Genomic DNA, 19,993 nt, shown 5'->3' on the forward strand with positions numbered 1-19,993 from the left:
AACGCTGCAAATTGAGAAGAGTAGAAGAAGAGCATGCGTGGTTGCAGCGACTGATGCTCCTGTCATCGCCAAGCAAAACCTCGAAAACCGTGCTAAAATCGCAGCCATTTCTTAGGCCGCCGCGATATTCTGCTGCCGGCCTCAAGAACAACTCTTCCGCTATAGGAGGCGAACATGTCCGTACTTCATAAAAGCATGGCGACCGGCTCTATCCTTCTCACGCTGACAGTGGCGACGCTGACATCGGCCTCGCCGGCGATGGCGCATGAACATTACGCCTGGGGCGGCGCCGCTGCCGGCTTCGTCGGCGGCGTGCTGCTGTCGCAGGCGCTGCGCCCCTACCCATACACATATGGCTATCCCGACGGCTACGGCTATCCTTATGCCTATGGCTATCGCTACGGATATCCCTATCGGGCATATCGCCCCTACCGCGCCTATCCGGTCTACCGCACGCATTATGTCCAGCCCTATCGCACCTGCCATCTCGAATGGCGGCGCAACGGATGGGGCGAAACCTACCGCGTTCGCGTCTGCCCGTACTGACATTTCAGCCGATCGCCCGACCACGGCGCGCGATACGCCTCCCGCGCCGTGACCCCGCGAGGCCTTTTGCGCCCCTCCCCTTGACTTTCCGGCCGAACTAGACCAAATGCAGGCCAGCTTTCACCTTCCGGCCGCCGCGTGAGCGTGCCCCTGCCAGCAAATAGGATGCAGGAAGAAGGACAAAAGCGCATTTCGAATGGACCGCATCCCAAGGGACGCGGCAGAAGCGCTGGAAAGCTTTTTCCAACAAGACAAGTTCCCACTTCACGCGGGGTTCTTGACGCCAGAGTAACACCGGACCGCAAACCCGCGTTCCGGCGGTATTGTTTTGGCGCCCCTGAAAAGGTTATGACTTGACCAATTTTGAATCGCTTGGTGTCTCCAAGCCGATCGTCGCCACACTGTTCCAGCTCGGTATTGAAACGCCGACCCCCATCCAGGAAAAGGCGATCCCGCTTCTTCTCGAAGGCCGCGACCTGATCGGCCTCGCCCAGACCGGCACCGGCAAGACGGCCGCCTTCGGCCTGCCGCTGATCGAAAAGCTGATCCCGGAAGAACGCCGCCCCGACAACCGTACCACCCGTACGCTGATCCTGGCGCCGACCCGCGAGCTGGTGAACCAGATCGCCCAGAACCTGAAGAACTTCCTGCGCAAGTCGCATCTGCGCATCAACGTCGTCGTCGGCGGCGTTTCGATCAACAAGCAGCAGCTGCAGCTTGAAAAGGGCACCGACATCCTGGTCGCCACCCCCGGCCGCCTGCTCGATCTCGTCGCCCGTCGCGCCATCGGCCTCACCGCCGTGCGCTACCTCGTGCTCGACGAAGCCGACCAGATGCTCGACCTGGGCTTCGTGCATGATCTCCGTAAGATCTCCAAGATGGTGCCGAAGCGTCGCCAGACGATGCTCTTCTCCGCCACCATGCCGAAGGCGATCGCCGATCTTGCCGCCGACTTCCTGACCGATCCGGTCAAGGTCGAAGTGACGCCTCCGGGCAAGGCTGCCGACAAGGTCGAGCAGTATGTCCACTTCGTCAACGGCAAGAACGACAAGACCGATCTCCTGAAGAAGTCGCTCTCCGAGAACCCCGATGGCCGCGCCATCGTCTTCCTGCGCACCAAGCACGGCGCCGAGAAGCTGATGAAGCATCTCGAGCACGTCGGCTACTCCGTCGCCTCGATCCACGGCAACAAGAGCCAGGGTCAGCGCGAGCGCGCGCTGAAGGCCTTCAAGGACGGCGATATCAAGACGCTGATCGCGACCGACGTCGCGGCGCGCGGCATCGACATCCCGGCTGTCAGCCACGTCTACAACTACGATCTGCCTGAAGTGCCCGACGCCTACGTCCACCGTATCGGCCGTACGGCGCGTGCCGGCCGCGATGGCATCGCGATCGCTTTCTGCGCACCGGACGAGACACGTCTGCTGCGCGATATCGAGCGCTTGATGAACATCTCGATCGCGGTAGCCAGCGGCGAAGCCCCGGCCAACATGAACGCAGCGCCGAAGCGCGGCAGCGGCAATGGCCACCGTGGCCAGGGCCAGGGTCGTGGCGGTGAAGGCCGTGGCAACGCCCGCGCCGGTCGCCCCGAGCGCCGCCCGCGCCCGGAAGCTGGCGAGGAAGTGCGCGCCAACGAGGAACGCCGCGAGCGTCGTCCCCGTCCGGAACGCCAGACGCAGCGCAACGAGGATTTCCGCGGCCAGCGTCGCGGCGAAGTCGCGCCGGTCACGGCAGGCCCTGACAACGACCTCGCCTCGACCTCGGATTTCCGTGGCGCAGGCCAGGCCCGCAAGCAGCAGCGCCCGCAGCACGGCAACCACGCCCATGGCGACGCAAACCGTCACCAGCCCGGCGGCGGCGCCCGCAACGCGCCTCGCAACGGCCAGGGCCGTCCGGCCCGCAAGCATGGCGAAGACCGTGGCGCACAGCAGAATGCCGGTGGCGAACGCGGCGAACGTCGCGAAGGCAACGGCGGCAACCGCCGCGGCGGCCCCTCGCGCGGCGGCAATGGCGGCCAGCGTCGCGAACGCGCGTAAGGTTTAAGCGCGATTGAATAACGAACGGCGGGGGAGATCCCGCCGTTTTTTATTGTGCCTGCTCGCTGAGCTTACTGCGCCTGCTCGCGCAGCGGCGCGGCCGCCTGCCGGTTCGTCAGATAGACGCCGGTGACGACCACGATGGTGCCGATGATGAGCGGCAGGGTCAGCGGTTCGCCGAAGGCGATGAAGGCCTCCAGCGCCACCGTCGGCGGCATCAGGTAGATCAGCGATGCCGCGCGCGACACCTGCCCGCGCCGGATCAGATAAAGAAGCAGCCCGACGCCACCCATCGACAGGCCGAAGACCGACCAGACGAGGGCTGCGACCGCCGTTACCGACCCGTCGAAATGCATGCGCTCGAAGCTGAGCATCAGCGGCACGCTGACGATGAGCGCGCCGACATATTGCAGCGTCGCGATTGCCGGCAGATTGCCGGCCTGCAGGTGTTTCTTCTGGTAGAGCGTTCCGTAGGTGACCGACGCCATCGCCAGGAGGTTGATGGCGAGCGGCACGAGGGCATGGGCGAGATTGGCGTTGGCGGGATCGAAGAGTTTCGGCGAGATGGCGATCGCGATCCCCACGAAGCCGAGCGCGAGCCCGGCCTTCTGCACCGGCTGCAGCCTTTCGCCGATCAGAAGCGGCGCGGCCATTGCCGTCAGAAGCGGCTGCAGCGCCGCGATGATACCGGAGATACCCGCCGGCACCCCATTGGCGATCGCCCACCACAGGCCACCGAGATAAAAGCCGTGCAGGAACAGCCCCGAGTAGATCGCTTTCCACATGACCGCCCTACCGGGCCACTGAACCCTGAGCACGAGACAGAGCGCCAGGAAGGCCAGCGCCGACAGCACGAAGCGAATGGCGAGAAAGGTGAAGGGCTCGGAATGGATGGCCGCGTATTTCGCCACCACCCAGCCGGTGGACCACAGGAGAACGAAGATGGCGGGTGCGAGGCGATCGAGCGACATGGGCGGCCTTGGAAAACGGAAATGGGCCGAGATAGCCGCTGCGGGTGTCGGCAGTCAAAGGCGAAGCGTTGATGCTTATTGTAAGTTTCATTGAAGCCGCCGAAAAACGGCTCCGACATCGCGATCGCCCGAAAATGAATCGCGCCGCGCGTGGAAAATAATCACATGCTCATGTTTTAAGCGACGAGATGCAATTGCTCTTTGTCGGCCCGACGCTACCTTCCCGGAAATGCTCAGTTTTTCGGCTATTTTCGCCGATAGCTATGATTTTATGAATCTTCCGTTTGAACTGAGCATGGTTCTTGCATTGCTTTCTCCGTTGTACTCAAATGAAGAAAAAAGGGGAGCCACACCTTTGGCATTTGATGAAATGATCACCGGGGACGAAAGCCCTCGACAGCCATATGAAAAATACTTTGAGTGGTACAATAATCAGGATCGCGCTCATCTGATCGCCAAATCCCGCGATGCGGAAAACATCTTCCGCAAGACCGGCATCACCTTCGCCGTCTATGGCCACGCCGACAGTTCCGAAAAGCTCATCCCCTTCGATATCATCCCCCGCGTCATCTCCGGCCGCGAATGGCGCAAGCTGGCGCAGGGCATCGAGCAGCGCGTCATCGCGCTCAACGCCTTTCTCGACGACATCTATCACAAGCAGGAGATCATCCGCGCCGGCCGCATTCCGCGCGAGCTGATCGAGAAGAACGACGCCTTCCTGCCCGAGATGATCGGCTTCCGCCCGCCCGGCGGCGTCTATACCCACATTGTCGGCACCGACATCGTGCGCACCGGCGAGGACCAGTTCTACGTTCTGGAAGACAATGCCCGCACGCCCTCGGGGGTCAGCTACATGCTGGAAAACCGCGAGACGATGATGCACATGTTCCCGGAGCTGTTCCACGAGAACAAGGTGCGCCCGGTGGAGGATTACCCCTATCTGCTGCGCCAGTCGCTCGCCTCGCTTGCGCCTCCCGGCTGCAAGGGCAAGCCGCGCGTCGCGGTACTGACACCAGGCATCTACAACTCCGCCTATTACGAGCACTCGTTCCTGGCCGACACCATGGGCGTCGAGCTGGTCGAAGGCTCGGATCTGCGCGTCATCGACGGCAAGGTGAAGATGCGCACCACGCGCGGCTACGAGGCGATCGACGTGCTCTACCGCCGCGTCGACGACGACTTCCTCGATCCCTTGACCTTCCGCCCGGATTCCGCCCTCGGCATCCCCGGGATCATGGACGTCTACCGCTCCGGCAACATCACCATCGCCAACGCGCCGGGTACCGGCATCTGCGACGACAAGGCGATCTATTCCTACATGCCTGAAATCGTCGAGTTCTACACCGGCCGCAAGGCGCTTCTGGAAAACGTGCCGACCTGGCGCTGTTCGGAGGCCTCCAGCCTGAAATACGTGCTGGAGCACCTGGAAGAACTCGTCGTCAAGGAAGTGCACGGCTCCGGCGGCTACGGCATGCTGGTCGGCCCGACCGCGTCGAAGAAGGAGCGTGCCGATTTCGCCGAGAAGCTGCGCGCCAAGCCGAGCAACTACATCGCTCAGCCGACGCTCTCGCTGTCGACGGTGCCGATCCTCGTCAACAAGGGGATTGCGCCGCGCCACGTCGACCTGCGCCCCTACGTGCTGGTCTCCGACAAGGTGCAGATCATTCCCGGTGGCCTCACCCGCGTGGCGCTGAAGCAGGGCTCGCTGGTGGTCAATTCCAGCCAGGGCGGCGGCACCAAAGACACCTGGGTATTGGAGGATTGATCTGATGCTCGGAAGAACCGCAAACGGCCTCTACTGGATGTTCCGTTACTTCGAGCGCGCCGAAAACATCGCGCGCCTCATCGATGCCGGCATCCGCATGTCGCTCACCAGAAGCAGCGGCAGCGACGACAACTGGGACGGCGTGCTGCAGAGCGCCGGCGTCCGCGAAGCCTATGACGAGGGCCATTCGAAGCTGACCGGCCCTGATGCCATCGACTACCTGCTGCGCGACCGCACCAACCTGTCGAGCGTCATGTCCTGCGTCGATTTCGGCCGCAACAACGCCCGCATGGTGCGCACGGCGCTGACCCGCGAAACGTGGGAAGCGACCAACGAGTTCTGGATCGAGCTCAAGGAGCTTCTGTCGAAGCGGCTGAAGCCGGCCGACCTGCCGCAGGCGATCGACGTCATCAAGCACCGCGCCGGCCTGATCCGCGGCGCGCTGCACGGCTCCATGCTGCGCAACGAGCTCTACAACTTCGCCCGCATCGGCACCTTCATCGAGCGCGCCGACAACACCAGCCGCATCCTCGACGTGAAATATTACGTGCTGCTGCCGGCGGTGTCTGCCGTCGGCACCTCGATCGACAACGTCCAGTGGGAATCGATCCTGCGCTCCGTCTCCGCCCACCGCTCCTACAGCTGGGCCTATGACGGCGAATATCGCGCCACCAACATCGCCGACTTCTTGATCCTCAACGGCCAGATGCCGCGTTCGCTCGCTTATTGCTACGAGAAGATCACCAGCGAACTCGGCCACCTCGCCACCGATTACGGCGAGCGGCTGAAGGCGCACGACACCGCCGACGCCATCCGCCAGTCGCTGAAGAAGCAGGCGATCAAGGACATCATGGATCAGGGCCTGCACGAATTCCTCGAGGACTTCGTCTCACGCAACAACCAGCTCGGACAGGAAATTTCCGACGGTTACCGGTTCTACGCATAGGCGGGTCGCGACATGAAACTGAAGATTAGCCACGTCACCGAATACCGCTACGACGAACCCTCCGCCTTCTCGCTGCAGCGCCTGCGGCTGACCCCGCCGTCGGGCCCGGGCCAAAAGGTGCTGAGCTGGTCGCTGCATGTCGAGGGCGCCAAGCCTGAAGTCGAGTATGACGACCAGTTCGGCAATCACGTCAACTTGGTCTCGCTGGAGGGCGAGCAGCAGGTGACGCGCATCGTCGCCGAGGGCGAGGTCGAGACCGAGGATCTGAACGGCGTCACCGGCCCGCACACCGGCTTCTGCCCGCTCTGGCTCTTCCTGCGCGACACGCCGCGCACCAAGCCCGGCAAGCTGGTGAAGGAGCTGATCAAGGGCGTCAGCGGCGACAACGAGCTCGGCCGCATGCACGCGCTGATGGGCGCCATCCACGAAACGGTGAACTATCAGCCCGGCACCAGCGACGTCGAAACCACGGCCGAGCAGGCGCTGGAAAAGAAGACCGGCGTCTGCCAGGACCACGCCCACATCTTCGTCGCAGCCGCCCATGCGCTCGGCGTTCCCGCGCGCTATGTCTCGGGCTATCTGATGATGGAAGAAAAGATCGAGCAGGCTGCAACCCATGCCTGGGCGGAAGCGCATATTCCGGGTCTCGGCTGGGTCGGCTTCGATCCCGCCAACAAGATCTGCCCGGACGAGCGCTATGTCCGTATCGCCAGCGGCCTCTCCTACAAGGACGCGGCCCCCGTGTCAGGCATGCGCATCGGCACACCGGGCGAAAAGCTGCAGGTAATCGTCAAGGTCGCGGACCAGGGACAATCTCAGAGTCAGTCCCAGAGCTAGGCAGAGCATCGGAGTTGAGCGGCATTGGCGGCACGGTGCTGTCCGTGTTGATCTCGCCAGTCACGATCTCATCGGTAACGACCTCGAACTGCGCCAGCCGCGCCGGGCCGAACGCTGTTGAGATCGCTACGTCGGTGGCATCGCGGCCGGTCGCCATCAGGATGCGGCCGATGCGCGGCGTGTTGTGGCGGGCATCCACCGTATGCCAGTGACCGCCGAGATAGACCTCGAACCAGGCGCTGAAATCCATCGGCGCCGGGTCCTTGGGAACCCCGATATCGCCGAGATAGCCGGTGCAGTAGCGCGCCGGAATGTTCATGCAGCGGCAGAGCGTGATCGCCAGATGCGCGAAATCCCGGCACACGCCGGTTCTGTCAGTGTAGCCGCCATGCGCGGTGCGCAGGAGATCCGCGTTCATGTAATCGAAGCGGATGTGCCCATGCACGAAATCGGTGATCGCCTGCACGCGGGTCCATCCGGGCGCGGTGGCCGAGAAGGTCTCCCAAGCGAAATCCGCGAGCCGGTCCGTGTCGCAGTAGCGGCTGCCGAGCAGGAAAACCAGGACTTCGTCGGGCAAGTCCTTGATCTCATGCTGTACGGCTTCGAGAGGCACCACATCAGGCTGGCCGCTGTCGTAGATGTCGAAGCTGGTCGAGATGGTGGTGATCCCCGCCGGCGCCACGATGCGGGTGCAGGCATTGCCGAAATCGTCGGTATATCCCCAGGCTTCGATCGGCTGGTCGAACTCCAGCACCTGCTCGGTCAAGAGATCGACCCGTCTTGAGGGATGGATGTTGAGGGTGAGAAGCATCGGTGTCGGTTGCACGCATTCATACCCTATCGTGAAACCGGCATTGATCTTCATGATCGTTCCTTCTCGAAAAGCGGCGCGGCGGCATTGGCGCGCTTTCAGGGAACGTCACCGGCAACGATCGGTTCCACGCGTGGCCGACGGATCACGGTATCATGTTTCGGTGGTCACATTGACCTGCACGACCATGTCGCCAAAGTCGTCGCTGCTGCCGTCATAGCTTCCCCAGAGCGGGATCGCCTGGCGCGGGTCGCGGGCGACGCCGACGCGGATGAGATCCTGATTGCCGACGATGCCGTTGGTCGGATCGAACTCCACCCAGCCCGCGCCCGGCAGATAGACCTGACACCAGGCATGCGTCGATCCACCGCCGAGCGTGCGCGATCCGTCGCGGTCAGGCACGTAGATGTAGCCGGTGACGAAACGCGCGGCGAAACCCAGAGACCGCGCCGCTTCCATCATCAGAAGCGCGAAATCCCGGCACGTCCCCTGCCGCCGCTGCAGCGTCTCGACAGGCGTTTGCGTGCCCCTCTCGACGCGGCGCGCATAGACGAAGCTCTGGCGGATGGAAAAGCACAGCGTCATCAGGATATGCCCCGTCTGCACCGAAGTCCCCGCGCCGGTGAACTGCCGCGCCCAATGCGCCACCGCGCCCTCCGGATCGTCATAGGAGCGGGCGATGGTGCAGCTCAGATCGGGAAGCTCGTCCTCTTCATAGGAGAAAGGATAGGTCAGCGCCTCGCTGTCCATCTCGAACTCGACGGGCACCTCGGGCGTATGATCCAGCCGGATATTGGTCTCGAAGCGCAGATGATCGGAGGCGCCGTCGAAATCCACCAGCGCGATGCAATTGCCGAACACGTCGTGGATCCAGCGCACCCGCGCGGGCTTCGGCTCGACCACCATCGTCGCGTCGAGCAGCCGCTGGTCGAAGCTGTCGCGCGGGCGAAACAGCACCCGGTGCTGGCCGAAGGTGACCGGGCGCTTGTAGCTGTATTGGGTGATGTGCCTGACGGAATATACGGTCATGCTGCCCTCGCCCGCCACGGTCCGGGCGGACGCCCTGCTACTCGAACTCTTCTAATCGAACGCGTCTAATCGAACTCCGGCACCTGCCCCGACTGGAAAAGAATGATCGAAGGTCCCTGCTCGCCGACCGCGACATTGGCCTCGCGGCACCAGACGACCACGCCGGCATAGTCGTTGACCATCGTTTCGGCGACATAGACAGCCGTGTCCTCGCCCTTCATCCGGCGCGGTTCGAACGCGTGCACCAGAGCGCCGCTGTCATCGATGTTGAACGCGCTCAGCACAATCAATTTCCGCACTCCTGGCATTGACGCTCTCCTGCGGCGATAACGGCAGGACGCCCGTTTCGTTCCTGAGAACGGGCGGTCTGGAGAAGAAATATGGCTGGGGTCGCCCAGCAATGGCTCAGCCCCTGCGGGCAGCCTCGATCGCCGCGACGTCGATCTTGCCCATGTCCATCATCGCATCGAATGCGCGCTTGGCCTCGGCGCCGCCGGCGTTCATCGCCTCCGTCAGCACGCGCGGCGTGATCTGCCATGATACGCCCCATTTGTCCTTGCACCAACCGCAGGCGCTCTCCTCGCCGCCATTGCCGACGATCGCGTTCCAGTAGCGGTCGGTCTCTTCCTGATCCTCGGTGGAGATCTGGAACGAGAAAGCCTCGTTGTGCTTGAAGACGGGGCCGCCATTGAGGCCGATACAGGCAACACCGGCGACGGTGAACTCGACGACGAGCACCTGCCCCTCCTTGCCCGAGGGATAATCTCCCGGCGCCCGCGTGATCTTCCCGACGGAGCTGTCGGGAAACGTCTTCGCGTAGAAGCGCGCTGCCTCCTCGGCATCCTTGTCGTACCATACGCAGATCGTGTTCTTTGCCATTGCGCGCTCCTCCCGCGTTCGTTGCCTATGTCAGGACACATAAGGCAGCGATATCAGTTGACCAGCACAATGGTCTCCTCGGAGCGGATCGTTAAGGCGGGCTCAGAGGCTCTCGTATTGCTCGGCCGTACGGCGGGTCGCCAGCGAATAGAGCCAGTAGAAGGGGATGAAGCAGACGAGGACGGCGATTTCGAGCACCGAATGGCGCGTCTCGCGAGCCTCTTCGACAACAGCAGGCGCCTCCGCCCTCACCTCACGCTGCGCGTTCTCGAGCAGACGGTTCACCAGCTGGCGATCGTCTTCGGTCTCGGTCCCGTCGGCATCGTGGTGAGTGGTCTTCGGCGCGGGTTTGCGCATGTCTGGCCTCGTCGTCATTTGCAGTGCGAGGTCAAGCTAACACGATTTTACTAAATCTTTAACTATAACTTCCCGGCTTCCCGCGCGCGGGGCGTGCGCTTCCCGGATACGGAAAAAGCGGAACTTTCGCCCCGCCTTCTCGTCAATTCATCCGATCGAAACGACCGATTAGTGGCTGTCCTTGCCAACCGCGCTGCCGCGACATCCCTTGAGGAAGTCGAGGTCGGCGCCGGTGTCGGCACCTTCGACGTGCTGCTGGTGCAGGAACGCGTAGCCCGAGGTCGGCAGCTCGTGCTGCGGCTTCCACTCGGCCAGGCGACGCGCCATCTCTTCCTCGGAGATATCGACATGCAGGCGACGGTTCGGCACGTCGAGCTCGATCATGTCGCCGTTCTTGATGACGGCGAGCGGACCGCCGACGGCGGCTTCCGGCGAGGTGTGCAGAACGACGGTGCCATAGGCGGTGCCGGACATGCGGGCATCCGAGATGCGCACCATGTCGGTGATGCCCTTCTTCAGCACCTTCGGCGGCAGACCCATGTTGCCGACTTCGGCCATGCCAGGGTAGCCCTTCGGACCACAGTTCTTCATGACCATGACGCAGCTCTCGTCGATGTCGAGATTGTCGTCGTTGATCTTGGCCTTGTAGTCGTCGATATCCTCGAACACCACGGCGCGGCCGCGATGCGTCAAGAGATGCGGCGAAGCAGCTGATGGCTTCAGAACGGCGCCCTTCGGCGCCATGTTGCCACGCAGAACGACGATACCGCCGGACTGCGTCAGCGCCTTTTCCGCCGGCAGGATGACGTCTTCGTTCCAGTTGACGACGTCCTTGACCTCTTCCCACATGGTCTCGCCCGAAACGGTAAGCGCATCCTTGTGCAGGAGGCCGGCTTCGCCGAGGCGCTTGATGACGACAGGCAGGCCGCCGGCATAGAAGAACTCTTCCATGAGGTACTTGCCCGATGGCATCAGGTTGACGATCGTCGGCACGTCGCGGCCGCAACGGTCCCAGTCGTCGAGCGTCAGGTCGATGCCGACGCGGCCGGCCATGGCCAGCAGATGGATGACGGCATTGGTCGAACCACCGATCGCCGCATTGGTGCGGATGGCGTTTTCGAAGGCCTGCTTGGTCATGATGTCGGAGGGCTTCAGGTCGTCCTTGACCATCTGCACGATGCGGCGGCCGGTGAGCTGCGCCATCACCTTGCGGCGACTATCAACGCCCGGGATCGCGGCATTGCCCGAAAGCGCCATGCCGAGCGCTTCGGCCATCGACGCCATCGTCGACGCGGTGCCCATCGTGTTGCAGGTGCCGGACGAACGGCTCATCGAAGCCTCGGCTTCTAGGAACTCGGCCTGCGTCATCTCGCCGGCCTTCACCATTTCGGAGAACTTCCAAAGATGCGTGCCGGAGCCGACGCGCTCGCCGCGGAAGTAGCCGTTCAGCATCGGGCCGCCGGTGACGACGATCGACGGCAGGTCGACGGAGGCGGCAGCCATCAGGAGCGACGGCGTGGTCTTGTCGCAACCGACCATCAGCACGCAGCCGTCCATCGGCTGGCCGCGAATGGTTTCCTCGATCGAGAGCGCCGCGAGGTTGCGGTACATCATCGCGGTCGGGCGGAAGGTGTTTTCGGAAGCCGAGAACACAGGAACTTCCATCGGGAAGCCGCCAGCCTCCCATATGCCCGCCTTCACCTTCTCCGCCAGTTCGCGCAGATGGCCGTTGCACGGCGTCATGTCCGACCAAGTGTTGAGAATGCCGATCACAGGGCGTCCGTCGAACAGGTCGTGCGGGTAACCCTGGTTCTTCATCCAGCCGCGGTGATAGATGACGTCACGGCTGGTGCCGCCGTACCATTCCTGCGATCGAAGCTTGCGCGGCCATTCCGCTTTTTTAAACATTGTCTTCTGCCTTTTGAGGGATGCCGAGCCGTCCTCGCGACGGCCCGTATCGCTATTTTGACGTCAGGCCAGCGTGTAGCTGGTCTTGACCGATGTGTAGAATTCGGCGGCGTACTTGCCCTGCTCGCGCGGGCCGTAGGAAGAGCCCTTGCGGCCGCCGAACGGAACGTGGAAATCGACACCCGCCGTCGGCAGGTTGACCATCACCATGCCGGCCTCGGCGTTGCGCTTGAAGTGCGTCGCATGCTTGAGGCTGGTCGTCGCGATGCCCGAGGACAGGCCGAACGGCGTGTCGTTGGCCGTCGCCAGCGCCTCTTCGTAATCCTTGACGCGGATGACCGAGACGACGGGTCCGAAGATCTCTTCGCGGGAAATGCGCATCTGGTTGGTTGCTTCGGTAAACAGCGTCGGCTGCAGATAGAAGCCGGGCGTGTCGCGCTTCAAAATCTCGCCGCCGAAGGCAAGCTTGGCGCCTTCCTTTTTGCCGATCTCGATATAGTCGGTGTCGGTCTTCAGCTGCTTCTCGTCGACCACGGGGCCGATATGCGTGCCGGACTTCATGGCGTTATCGACGATAAGCGTTTCGAGCTTGGCCGTCAGCGCTGCCACGAACTTGTCGTGAATACCTTCGGTGACGATCAGGCGCGAGGACGCCGTGCAGCGCTGACCGGTCGAGAAGAAGCCGGAATTGGCGGCGGCTTCGACGGCGACGTTGAGGTCGGCGTCGTCGAGAACGACCATCGGGTTCTTGCCGCCCATTTCCAGCTGGAACTTGCGGTTATGCTCAAGCGATGCGGCGGCGACGCGCTTGCCGGTGCCGGTGGAGCCGGTAAAGGTGATGCCCGCGACATCGGGGCTGTCGAGCATGGCCTGGCCAACGACCGAGCCCTTGCCCATGACGAGGTTCAGGACGCCCTTCGGCAGGCCGGCGCGGTGGAGGATATCGACGATCGCCCAGGAGCAGGCCGGAACCAGCTCGGCCGGCTTGAACACGATGGTGTTGCCGTAGCAGAGCGCCGGCGCGATCTTCCAGGCCGGAATGGCGATCGGGAAGTTCCAGGGCGTGATGATGCCGATGACGCCGAGCGGGTCGCGGGTGATCTCGACGCCGATGTTCGGACGCACCGACGGAATGGTCTCGCCGGCAAGGCGCAGCACTTCGCCTGCAAAGAATTCGAAGATCTGGCTGGCGCGGATGGTCTCGCCGATCGCCTCGGGAAGGGTCTTGCCCTCTTCGCGGGCAAGCAGCGCGCCGAGCTCGTCCTTGCGGGCCATGATCTCGTCGCCGGCCTTCTTCAGGATGACGTGGCGTTCCCAGATACCGGAGCGCGACCAGGCCGGGAAAGCGGCCTTGGCAGCGGCAATCGCGTTCTTCGTGTCTTCTGCCGAACCATCGGCATAGAGGCCAACGACTTCGTTCGTATCCGACGGGTTGATATTCTTGGTGGCGTCCGAGCCGATCCATTCGCCGGCGATCAGGTTCTGATAAATGGTCATGGGCCCTGCAAGCCTCCTTTACCGCTTATGAAAGACTGGCCCGACAGCCAATGCGCCGGGCCCTAGAAACCAGAGCTGAGAAATCAGAGCTGCTTGACGACGATCTCTTCTTCGGCGTCGATCTTCAGCGGATTGCGCAGCGGCAGGCCGAAGTCTGCGACCTCGATCTCGAACACGTCGCCCTCTTCCGTCTTGATGCCTTCGGCGAACGACAACGTCGCCGTGCCGAACATGTGGACGTGGACGTCGCCGGGGACGCGGAACAGGCCGTACTTGAAGTGGTGGTATTCGAGGTTGGCGAAGGTGTGCGACATGTTCGCCTCGCCCGACAGGAAGGGCTTCTCGAAGATCACCTTATCGCCGCGCTTGATGCGCGAAGTGCCGCGGATATCCTCAGGCGCCGCACCGATGCGGATCTCGGGGCCGAAGCTCGCCGGACGCAGCTTGGAGTGCGCGAGGTAGAGATAGTTCTGGCGCTCGGTGACGTGGTCGGAAAACTCGTTGGAGAGCGCGAAACCGATGCGGAACGGCGTGCCGTCCTCAGCGATCACATAGATGCCGGCCATCTCGGGCTCTTCGCCGCCGTCGAGCGCAAACGATGGGGAGACGAGTGCGGCGCCAGGAGCTGCGGCACCATAGCCGTTGCCCTTGTAGAACCACTCGGGCTGAACGCCCTTTTCGCCAGCCTTCGGCTTGCCGTTCTCGAGGCCCATCTTGAACATCTTCATAGAGTCCGTGAGCGTTTCTTCCGCGGCCTCGGAGGTCTTCTTGTGCATGCTGTCGCGCGTCGCGGCCGAGCCGAGATGCGTCAGGCCCGTGCCCGTCAGGTGCAGGTGCGCGGCGTCAGGATGCGTCATCGGCGGCAGGAAGCGACCTTCGGCATAAGCCTTTTCGAGGTCGACGGCTTCACCCAGGCCATGCGCCTCGATCACCGAAGCGAGCGACTTGCCGCCGTTTGCGGCTTCCATGGCGAGCGCATAGACGCTGCCGGCATTGTTGACGGCTTTCGCGGTACCGCCCGGCTCGCGCACGGCGACGACGATCTCTCCGTTCGAACCCTTGATCTGCGAAATAAGCACGGTCTTCATCCTTTTTTCCATTGCGCGGAATGTGCTCCGCCATTCCGGCTCCCGAGGGAGCCGGATTACAAGTTCATGTCACTGCGAATTCAAGTCACTGCAAATAGGTGGGCAGCGCCGAAGCGCTTAGCCCTTGTTCTTGTTGTAGACGTCGAAGAAGACGGCTGCGAGCAGCACGAGGCCCTTGACCATCTGCTGGAAGTCGATGCCGAGACCGACGATCGACATGCCGTTGTTCATGACGCCCATGATGAACGCGCCGATGACGGCACCGGTGATCTTGCCAACGCCGCCGGATGCCGAAGCACCGCCGATGAAGCAGGCCGCGATGACGTCGAGCTCGAAGCCGACGCCGGCCTTCGGCGTCGCCGAGTTCAGGCGAAGCGCCACGATCATGCCGGCGAGACCGGCGAGAACGCCCATGTTGACGAAGGTGAAGAAGCTCAGGCGCTCGGTGTTGATACCAGAGAGCTTGGTGGCCTTTTCATTGCCGCCCATGGCGTAGATGCGGCGACCAATCGTCGTGCGGCGCGTGACGAAAGCATAGGCTGCGATCAGCACCAGCATGACGACAAGCACATTCGGCAGACCGCGATAGGTCGACAGCAGATAGCCGAGCGCCACGATCGCCAGCGAAACGATGACGTTCTGCGCGATGAAGAAGCCCATCGGCTCGACGTCGATGCCGTGGCTTTCGTTCACCTTGCGGCGGCGCCATGCGAGGTAGAACAGGATGACCGGCAGGATGACGCTGAGCACCAGCGAGGTGATCTGCGTCGGCACGCCGAAGATGTCGACCATGTCGCCGGGCAGGAAGCCGGTGGAGATGATCTGGAATTCCTTCGGGAACGGACCGATGTTCTTGCCGCCGAGAACCGTCAGCGTCAGGCCGCGGAACACCAGCATGCCGGCAAGCGTCACGATGAAGGACGGAATGCGGTGATAGGCGATGAAATAGCCCTGCGCCGCGCCGATGACGCCGCCGATCGCGAGACAAAGCAAGGCCGCGAGCCAGAAATTCATGCCCCAGGAGACGGTGAAGATCGCCGCCAGCGCGCCGACGAAGGCAACGATAGAGCCGACCGAAAGGTCGATATGGCCGGCCACGATGACCAGCAGCATGCCGAGCGCCATGATGACGATGAACGAGTTCTGGAGAACGAGGTTGGTCAGGTTGACCGGCTTGAACAGGATGCCGCCGGTGTAAAACTGGAAGAACACCATGATCGCGACGAGCGCGATGAGCATGCCGTATTCACGAATGTTGCCGCGGATGTAATCGACGACGGAAACGACGTTGCTTTCCTCGTGGCTGGTCGGGTTGACAGGAGTCATTGTTTCTTCTCCCCAGAGCGCATGATGGCGCGCATGATGGTTTCTTGGCTCGCTTCACCCTTCGGCAGTTCAGCGACGATGCGACCTTCGTTCATCACATAGATGCGGTCGCAGTTGCCAAGCAGTTCCGGCATTTCCGACGAGATCATCAGAACGCCTTTTCCATCGGCAGCAAGCTGGTTGATGATAGTATAAATTTCGTATTTTGCACCCACGTCGATACCGCGGGTCGGCTCGTCGAGGATCAGCACGTCGGGATCGGAGAACAGCCACTTGGACAGAACCACCTTCTGCTGGTTCCCACCCGAGAGGTTGACCGTCTCCTGGTAGATGCCCGAGGAGCGGATGCGCAGCTTCGACCGATAGTCGGTCGCGACCCTGCTTTCCTTGATGCCGTCGATGACGGTGCTCTTCGAAATCCCCGTCAGATTGGCGAGCGACGTGTTGTGCATGATGTTGTCGGCGAGCACGAGACCGAGGTGCTTGCGGTCTTCGGTCACGTAGGCGAGACCCGCATCGATCGCCTTGCGAACGGTGCTGGTGTCCACCTGCTTGCCGTCGACATAGACTTCGCCGGTGATCTTGTGGCCATAGGCCTTGCCGAACACGCTCATCGCGAACTCGGTACGGCCGGCACCCATCAGGCCGGCGATGCCGACCACCTCGCCCTTGCGGACGTTGATGTTGATATCGTGCAGAACCTGGCGGTCGCGATGCTGCTGGTGAAACGCGTTCCAGTTCTTCACTTCGAAGATGGTTTCGCCGATCGGCACCGAGCGTGGCGGATAGCGGTCTTCGAGATCGCGGCCCACCATGTTTCTGATGATGGTGTCCTCGCTGATCTCTTCCTTGTGACAGTCCATCGTCTTGACGGTCATGCCGTCGCGCAGAACGGTGATCTGGTCGGCGACCTTGCGGATCTCGTTGAGCTTGTGCGAGATGATGATCGACGTGATGCCCTGCTTGCGGAACTCCATCAGGAGGTTCAGCAGCGCATCGGAATCGCTTTCGTTGAGCGACGCGGTCGGTTCATCGAGAATGAGCAGCTTGACGCTCTTGGACAGAGCCTTGGCGATTTCGACGAGCTGCTGCTTGCCGACGCCGATGTCGGTCACGAGCGTGTTCGGAGATTCGCGCAGGCCCACCTTGGCGAGCAGCTGCTTGGTGCGGTTGAAGGTGGTTTCCCAGCTGATGACGCCGCTCTTCGCATTCTCGTTGCCGAGGAAGATGTTTTCCCCGATCGAGAGCAGCGGTACGAGCGCCAATTCCTGGTGAATGATGACGATGCCGATTTCTTCGGAGTCCTTCAGGACTTTGAAATTGCGGACGTCGCCGTCGTAGAAGATCTCCCCATCATAGGTGCCCGAGGGATAGACACCGGAAAGAACCTTCATCAGGGTCGACTTGCCGGCCCCGTTTTCCCCCACAACTGCGTGTATCTCACCCTGGCGAACCTTGAGGTTCACATTCTCGAGCGCTTTTACGCCCGGGAACGTCTTGGTGATGTTCCGCATTTCGAGGAGTGTATTTTCCATGATCAAAATTCCAGCGCCGTGGCCGTAAGATCGGCCTGGCGTTCTAAAAATCGGAAACCGGAACCCGCGCGCATAGGCGCGGATTCCGGCGTTCGTCAGATTACTTCAGCTGGTCTTCTTTGTAGTAGCCGCTGTCGACGAGAACGGTCTTGTAGTTCTCCTTGGTGACGGCAACCGGCTTCAGCAGGTAGGACGGAACGACCTTTACGCCGTTGTCGTAGGTCTTGGTGTCGTTGACTTCAGGCTCCTTGCCGGACATGACGGCATCAACCATGGCAACGGTAACCTTCGCCAGTTCGCGGGTATCCTTGAAGATCGTGGAATACTGCTCGCCTGCGATGATCGACTTGACGGAAGGAACTTCCGAGTCCTGGCCGGAAACGACCGGCAGCGGCTGATCGCCAGAACCATAGCCTACGCCCTTGAGCGAGGAGATGATGCCGATGGACAGACCATCGTAAGGCGACAGAACGGCGTCAACCTTGGCGTCGGTGTAGTTAGCCGACAGCAGGTTGTCCATGCGAGCCTGGGCCGTTGCCGGGTCCCAACGCAGCGTGCCGACCTTGTCCATGCCGGTCTGGCCGGACTTTACGACGAGCTTGCCCGAGTCGATGTAAGGCTGCAGGACGGACATTGCGCCATCGTAGAAGAAGAAGGCGTTGTTATCGTCAGGCGAACCACCGAAGAGCTCGATGTTGAACGGGCCCTTGCCATCCTTGAGGCCGAGCTTGTCGACGATCGTGCCGGCCTGAAGAACGCCGACCTGGAAGTTGTCGAAGGTTGCGTAGTAGCTGACGTTGGCCGAATCGCGGATCAGGCGGTCGTAAGCGATGACCTTGATACCGGCGTCAGCAGCCTTCTGCAGCACGTCCGACAGCGTGGTGCCGTCGATCGAAGCGATGACGAGAACCTTCGCGCCCTTCGTGACCATGTTCTCGATCTGAGACAGCTGGTTCGGAATGTCGTCGTCAGCATACTGCAGGTCGGTCGTGTAACCGGCGTCCTGGAGCTGCTTGACGATGTTGTTGCCGTCGTCGATCCAGCGAGCGGACGACTTGGTCGGCATGGCAATACCGACGAGACCCTTGTCAGCGGCAACAGCCGGCATAACGAACGAAGCAACGCCGAACGCGGCAGCTGCCATCAATGAGATAATGGATTTCATCTCTCTCTCCCTAAGTTAATAAATGCGCGGGCGATCTCCTCGCCCACCCCGAACTGTGGCGGGTTTCGTATTGGATAATACTTCAATAGCGAGAAACGAAGTAGGTCTCCTCCACGCTCTCACACGTGTTGAGTGCCAACCAGCACACGGCGGCAAACTGGTATGGATTCCTATAACTGTCAAATAGAATAAGTGGCAAAAGGCATAACAAATTTGGTATATCGTTAAAAAGTATTACTTTTGATGGAGAGCAATGGGGAGGCTGCAACCATGTCGAGCAATTCAGGGCATGTGGCATTAGAGAACGTGGATATACAGACAGAGATTTTTGGGGATGACGGCCTTCTGCGGGCGGGACTCAAGCTGAATCACCTGCGGATGATCGTCGCAATCGAAGATAGCGGCCAGATTTCGGCGGCTGCCGAAGCACTTAACATTTCACAGCCCGCCGCATCGCGAATGCTGTCGGAAATGGAGACCATTGTTAAGACTCCGCTTTATGAGCGCGTAGCCCGTGGCGTGGTGCTGACCACCTTCGGCGAGGCACTCGCAAGGCGTGCGCGTAAGATCATGTTGGAACTTAGAGAGGCAAGCCGCGAGATCGCCGAGCTCAGATCCGGCAAGGGCGGATCGGTCTTCATCGGCGCCGTGACGGCGCCCGCCATGAGCCTCGTCGTCCCCGCCATCAAGCAGATCCGCACGGCGCTTCCCGGCATCGAGGTCAACATCCAGGTCGAGACCAGCAACGTGCTTGCCCGCGAGCTTCTGGCCGCCCGCCACGACTTCGTCATCAGCCGCATCCCGGATGATCTCAACCCCCGGCTTTTCGAGGTCCAGGAGATCGGCGTCGAACGCGCCTGCCTGATCGTGCGCAGCGGCCACCCTCTGTTGCAGAAGGGCGTGGCCACCATGGCCGACCTGACGGACTACGACTGGGTCTTCCAGCCGCCCGGCACATTATTGAGACGCACGATCGAGGACATGTTCCTGTCGCGCGGCGTTGCCGTGCCAGAGAATATCGTCAACACCTCGTCGCTGCTGCTCACCTGCGCGATCATCTGCCAGACCGACGCGATCGCCCCGATCGCCATCGACGTCGCCCACTTCCTGGCGGCGCAGCGCTCGCGCGCCTCCGATGTTCGTGTGCTGCCGATCGATTTCGAGATCAACGTCCGGCCCTACAGCCTGATCACCGCAAGGGAACGCGCCCTGCCCCCGAGCGCGCGGCTGCTTTACGATCTTGTGTTGGCGGAGAGCCGCAAGGGCGGGACCTGACTGTTTGGATGGGGCCTCACAA

At 61.9% G+C, this 19,993-nt stretch carries 18 protein-coding genes; 6 read left to right on the top strand and 12 right to left on the bottom strand.

Annotated elements, in window-relative coordinates; all coding sequences use genetic code 11:
- Positions 1 to 174 precede the first annotated feature (174 nt).
- Positions 175 to 546 carry a hypothetical protein gene (locus J5286_RS16165; RefSeq protein WP_209191279.1) on the top strand — a complete coding sequence of 124 codons (372 nt, stop codon included), beginning with the start codon at positions 175 to 177 and terminating at the stop codon, positions 544 to 546.
- Between the two features lie 353 nt (positions 547 to 899).
- On the top strand, positions 900 to 2,582 hold the full coding sequence (locus J5286_RS16170; RefSeq protein WP_209191280.1) for a DEAD/DEAH box helicase: 1,683 nt from the start codon (positions 900 to 902) through the stop codon (positions 2,580 to 2,582).
- 71 nt (positions 2,583 to 2,653) lie between these two features.
- On the opposite strand, the gene J5286_RS16175 is transcribed toward J5286_RS16170, so the two are convergent.
- Entirely contained in the window at positions 2,654 to 3,553 is a 900-nt protein-coding gene (locus tag J5286_RS16175) for a DMT family transporter (protein WP_209191281.1), read from the bottom strand.
- Between the two features lie 355 nt (positions 3,554 to 3,908).
- Between J5286_RS16175 and J5286_RS16180 the strand changes: the two genes are divergently transcribed.
- The 3 genes from J5286_RS16180 to J5286_RS16190 are packed head-to-tail and all read left to right on the top strand — an operon-like array spanning position 3,909 to position 7,101.
- On the top strand, positions 3,909 to 5,318 hold the full coding sequence (locus J5286_RS16180; protein WP_018897244.1) for a circularly permuted type 2 ATP-grasp protein: 1,410 nt from the start codon (positions 3,909 to 3,911) through the stop codon (positions 5,316 to 5,318).
- 4 nt (positions 5,319 to 5,322) lie between these two features.
- On the top strand, positions 5,323 to 6,264 hold the full coding sequence (locus J5286_RS16185) for an alpha-E domain-containing protein (protein WP_112943882.1): 942 nt from the start codon (positions 5,323 to 5,325) through the stop codon (positions 6,262 to 6,264).
- Positions 6,265 to 6,276: 12 nt separating this feature from the next.
- On the top strand, positions 6,277 to 7,101 hold the full coding sequence (locus J5286_RS16190; RefSeq protein WP_112982974.1) for a transglutaminase family protein: 825 nt from the start codon (positions 6,277 to 6,279) through the stop codon (positions 7,099 to 7,101).
- Here the strand turns inward: J5286_RS16190 and J5286_RS16195 are convergent.
- From J5286_RS16195 to chvE, 11 genes are all read right to left on the bottom strand, one after another.
- Positions 7,055 to 7,966, bottom strand: a complete 912-nt coding sequence (locus tag J5286_RS16195; protein ID WP_209191282.1) for a transglutaminase-like domain-containing protein — start codon at positions 7,964 to 7,966, stop codon at positions 7,055 to 7,057. The two genes, J5286_RS16190 and J5286_RS16195, sit on opposite strands and share 47 nt — an antisense overlap.
- A 99-nt stretch (positions 7,967 to 8,065) precedes the next feature.
- Positions 8,066 to 8,941 carry a transglutaminase family protein gene (locus tag J5286_RS16200; protein ID WP_209191283.1) on the bottom strand — a complete coding sequence of 292 codons (876 nt, stop codon included), beginning with the start codon at positions 8,939 to 8,941 and terminating at the stop codon, positions 8,066 to 8,068.
- 65 nt (positions 8,942 to 9,006) lie between these two features.
- A complete protein-coding gene (locus tag J5286_RS16205) occupies positions 9,007 to 9,225 on the bottom strand; it encodes a hypothetical protein (RefSeq protein ID WP_296434711.1) in 219 nt (72 codons plus the stop codon).
- 121 nt (positions 9,226 to 9,346) lie between these two features.
- The gene (locus J5286_RS16210) at positions 9,347 to 9,820 is read right to left on the bottom strand and encodes a VOC family protein (protein WP_018897240.1); all 474 of its coding nucleotides are present in this window, start codon (positions 9,818 to 9,820) and stop codon (positions 9,347 to 9,349) included.
- Between the two features lie 102 nt (positions 9,821 to 9,922).
- Entirely contained in the window at positions 9,923 to 10,177 is a 255-nt protein-coding gene (locus J5286_RS16215) for a hypothetical protein (protein ID WP_209191284.1), read from the bottom strand.
- A 168-nt stretch (positions 10,178 to 10,345) separates the two neighbouring features.
- Positions 10,346 to 12,085, bottom strand: coding sequence for an L-arabinonate dehydratase (gene araD / locus J5286_RS16220; RefSeq protein WP_209191285.1), 1,740 nt, complete (start codon positions 12,083 to 12,085; stop codon positions 10,346 to 10,348).
- Between the two features lie 63 nt (positions 12,086 to 12,148).
- The gene (locus J5286_RS16225) at positions 12,149 to 13,582 is read right to left on the bottom strand and encodes an aldehyde dehydrogenase family protein (RefSeq protein WP_209191286.1); all 1,434 of its coding nucleotides are present in this window, start codon (positions 13,580 to 13,582) and stop codon (positions 12,149 to 12,151) included.
- 83 nt (positions 13,583 to 13,665) lie between these two features.
- Complete coding sequence (araD1, locus tag J5286_RS16230) at positions 13,666 to 14,661, bottom strand: AraD1 family protein (RefSeq protein ID WP_209191319.1); 996 nt, start codon at positions 14,659 to 14,661, stop codon at positions 13,666 to 13,668.
- A 126-nt stretch (positions 14,662 to 14,787) separates the two neighbouring features.
- On the bottom strand, positions 14,788 to 15,996 hold the full coding sequence (gene mmsB / locus J5286_RS16235; protein ID WP_209191287.1) for a multiple monosaccharide ABC transporter permease: 1,209 nt from the start codon (positions 15,994 to 15,996) through the stop codon (positions 14,788 to 14,790).
- On the bottom strand, positions 15,993 to 17,531 hold the full coding sequence (mmsA, locus tag J5286_RS16240) for a multiple monosaccharide ABC transporter ATP-binding protein (protein ID WP_209191288.1): 1,539 nt from the start codon (positions 17,529 to 17,531) through the stop codon (positions 15,993 to 15,995). Before mmsA ends, mmsB begins: the two co-directional genes overlap by 4 nt.
- Before the next feature lie 100 nt (positions 17,532 to 17,631).
- The gene (chvE, locus tag J5286_RS16245) at positions 17,632 to 18,696 is read right to left on the bottom strand and encodes a multiple monosaccharide ABC transporter substrate-binding protein (protein ID WP_018897233.1); all 1,065 of its coding nucleotides are present in this window, start codon (positions 18,694 to 18,696) and stop codon (positions 17,632 to 17,634) included.
- A 243-nt stretch (positions 18,697 to 18,939) separates the two neighbouring features.
- Between chvE and J5286_RS16250 the strand changes: the two genes are divergently transcribed.
- Complete coding sequence (locus J5286_RS16250; protein ID WP_449090016.1) at positions 18,940 to 19,971, top strand: LysR family transcriptional regulator; 1,032 nt, start codon at positions 18,940 to 18,942, stop codon at positions 19,969 to 19,971.
- The last annotated feature ends 22 nt before the right edge of the window (positions 19,972 to 19,993 follow it).

The organism is Rhizobium sp. 16-488-2b (genome assembly GCF_017741815.1).
In the GTDB taxonomy this organism is placed as follows: Bacteria; Pseudomonadota; Alphaproteobacteria; order Rhizobiales; family Rhizobiaceae; genus Rhizobium.

Coding starts and splice junctions, on each gene's coding strand:
- J5286_RS16175 (WP_209191281.1), bottom strand. CDS start 3,553: ATGTCGCTCGATCGCCTCGCACCCGCCATCTTCGTTCTCCTGTGGTCC.
- J5286_RS16165 (WP_209191279.1), top strand. CDS start 175: ATGTCCGTACTTCATAAAAGCATGGCGACCGGCTCTATCCTTCTCACG.
- mmsB (WP_209191287.1), bottom strand. CDS start 15,996: ATGACTCCTGTCAACCCGACCAGCCACGAGGAAAGCAACGTCGTTTCC.
- J5286_RS16190 (WP_112982974.1), top strand. CDS start 6,277: ATGAAACTGAAGATTAGCCACGTCACCGAATACCGCTACGACGAACCC.
- J5286_RS16250 (WP_449090016.1), top strand. CDS start 18,940: ATGGAGAGCAATGGGGAGGCTGCAACCATGTCGAGCAATTCAGGGCAT.
- mmsA (WP_209191288.1), bottom strand. CDS start 17,531: ATGGAAAATACACTCCTCGAAATGCGGAACATCACCAAGACGTTCCCG.
- chvE (WP_018897233.1), bottom strand. CDS start 18,696: ATGAAATCCATTATCTCATTGATGGCAGCTGCCGCGTTCGGCGTTGCT.
- J5286_RS16185 (WP_112943882.1), top strand. CDS start 5,323: ATGCTCGGAAGAACCGCAAACGGCCTCTACTGGATGTTCCGTTACTTC.
- J5286_RS16200 (WP_209191283.1), bottom strand. CDS start 8,941: ATGACCGTATATTCCGTCAGGCACATCACCCAATACAGCTACAAGCGC.
- J5286_RS16225 (WP_209191286.1), bottom strand. CDS start 13,582: ATGACCATTTATCAGAACCTGATCGCCGGCGAATGGATCGGCTCGGAC.
- J5286_RS16210 (WP_018897240.1), bottom strand. CDS start 9,820: ATGGCAAAGAACACGATCTGCGTATGGTACGACAAGGATGCCGAGGAG.
- J5286_RS16215 (WP_209191284.1), bottom strand. CDS start 10,177: ATGCGCAAACCCGCGCCGAAGACCACTCACCACGATGCCGACGGGACC.
- J5286_RS16195 (WP_209191282.1), bottom strand. CDS start 7,966: ATGAAGATCAATGCCGGTTTCACGATAGGGTATGAATGCGTGCAACCG.
- araD (WP_209191285.1), bottom strand. CDS start 12,085: ATGTTTAAAAAAGCGGAATGGCCGCGCAAGCTTCGATCGCAGGAATGG.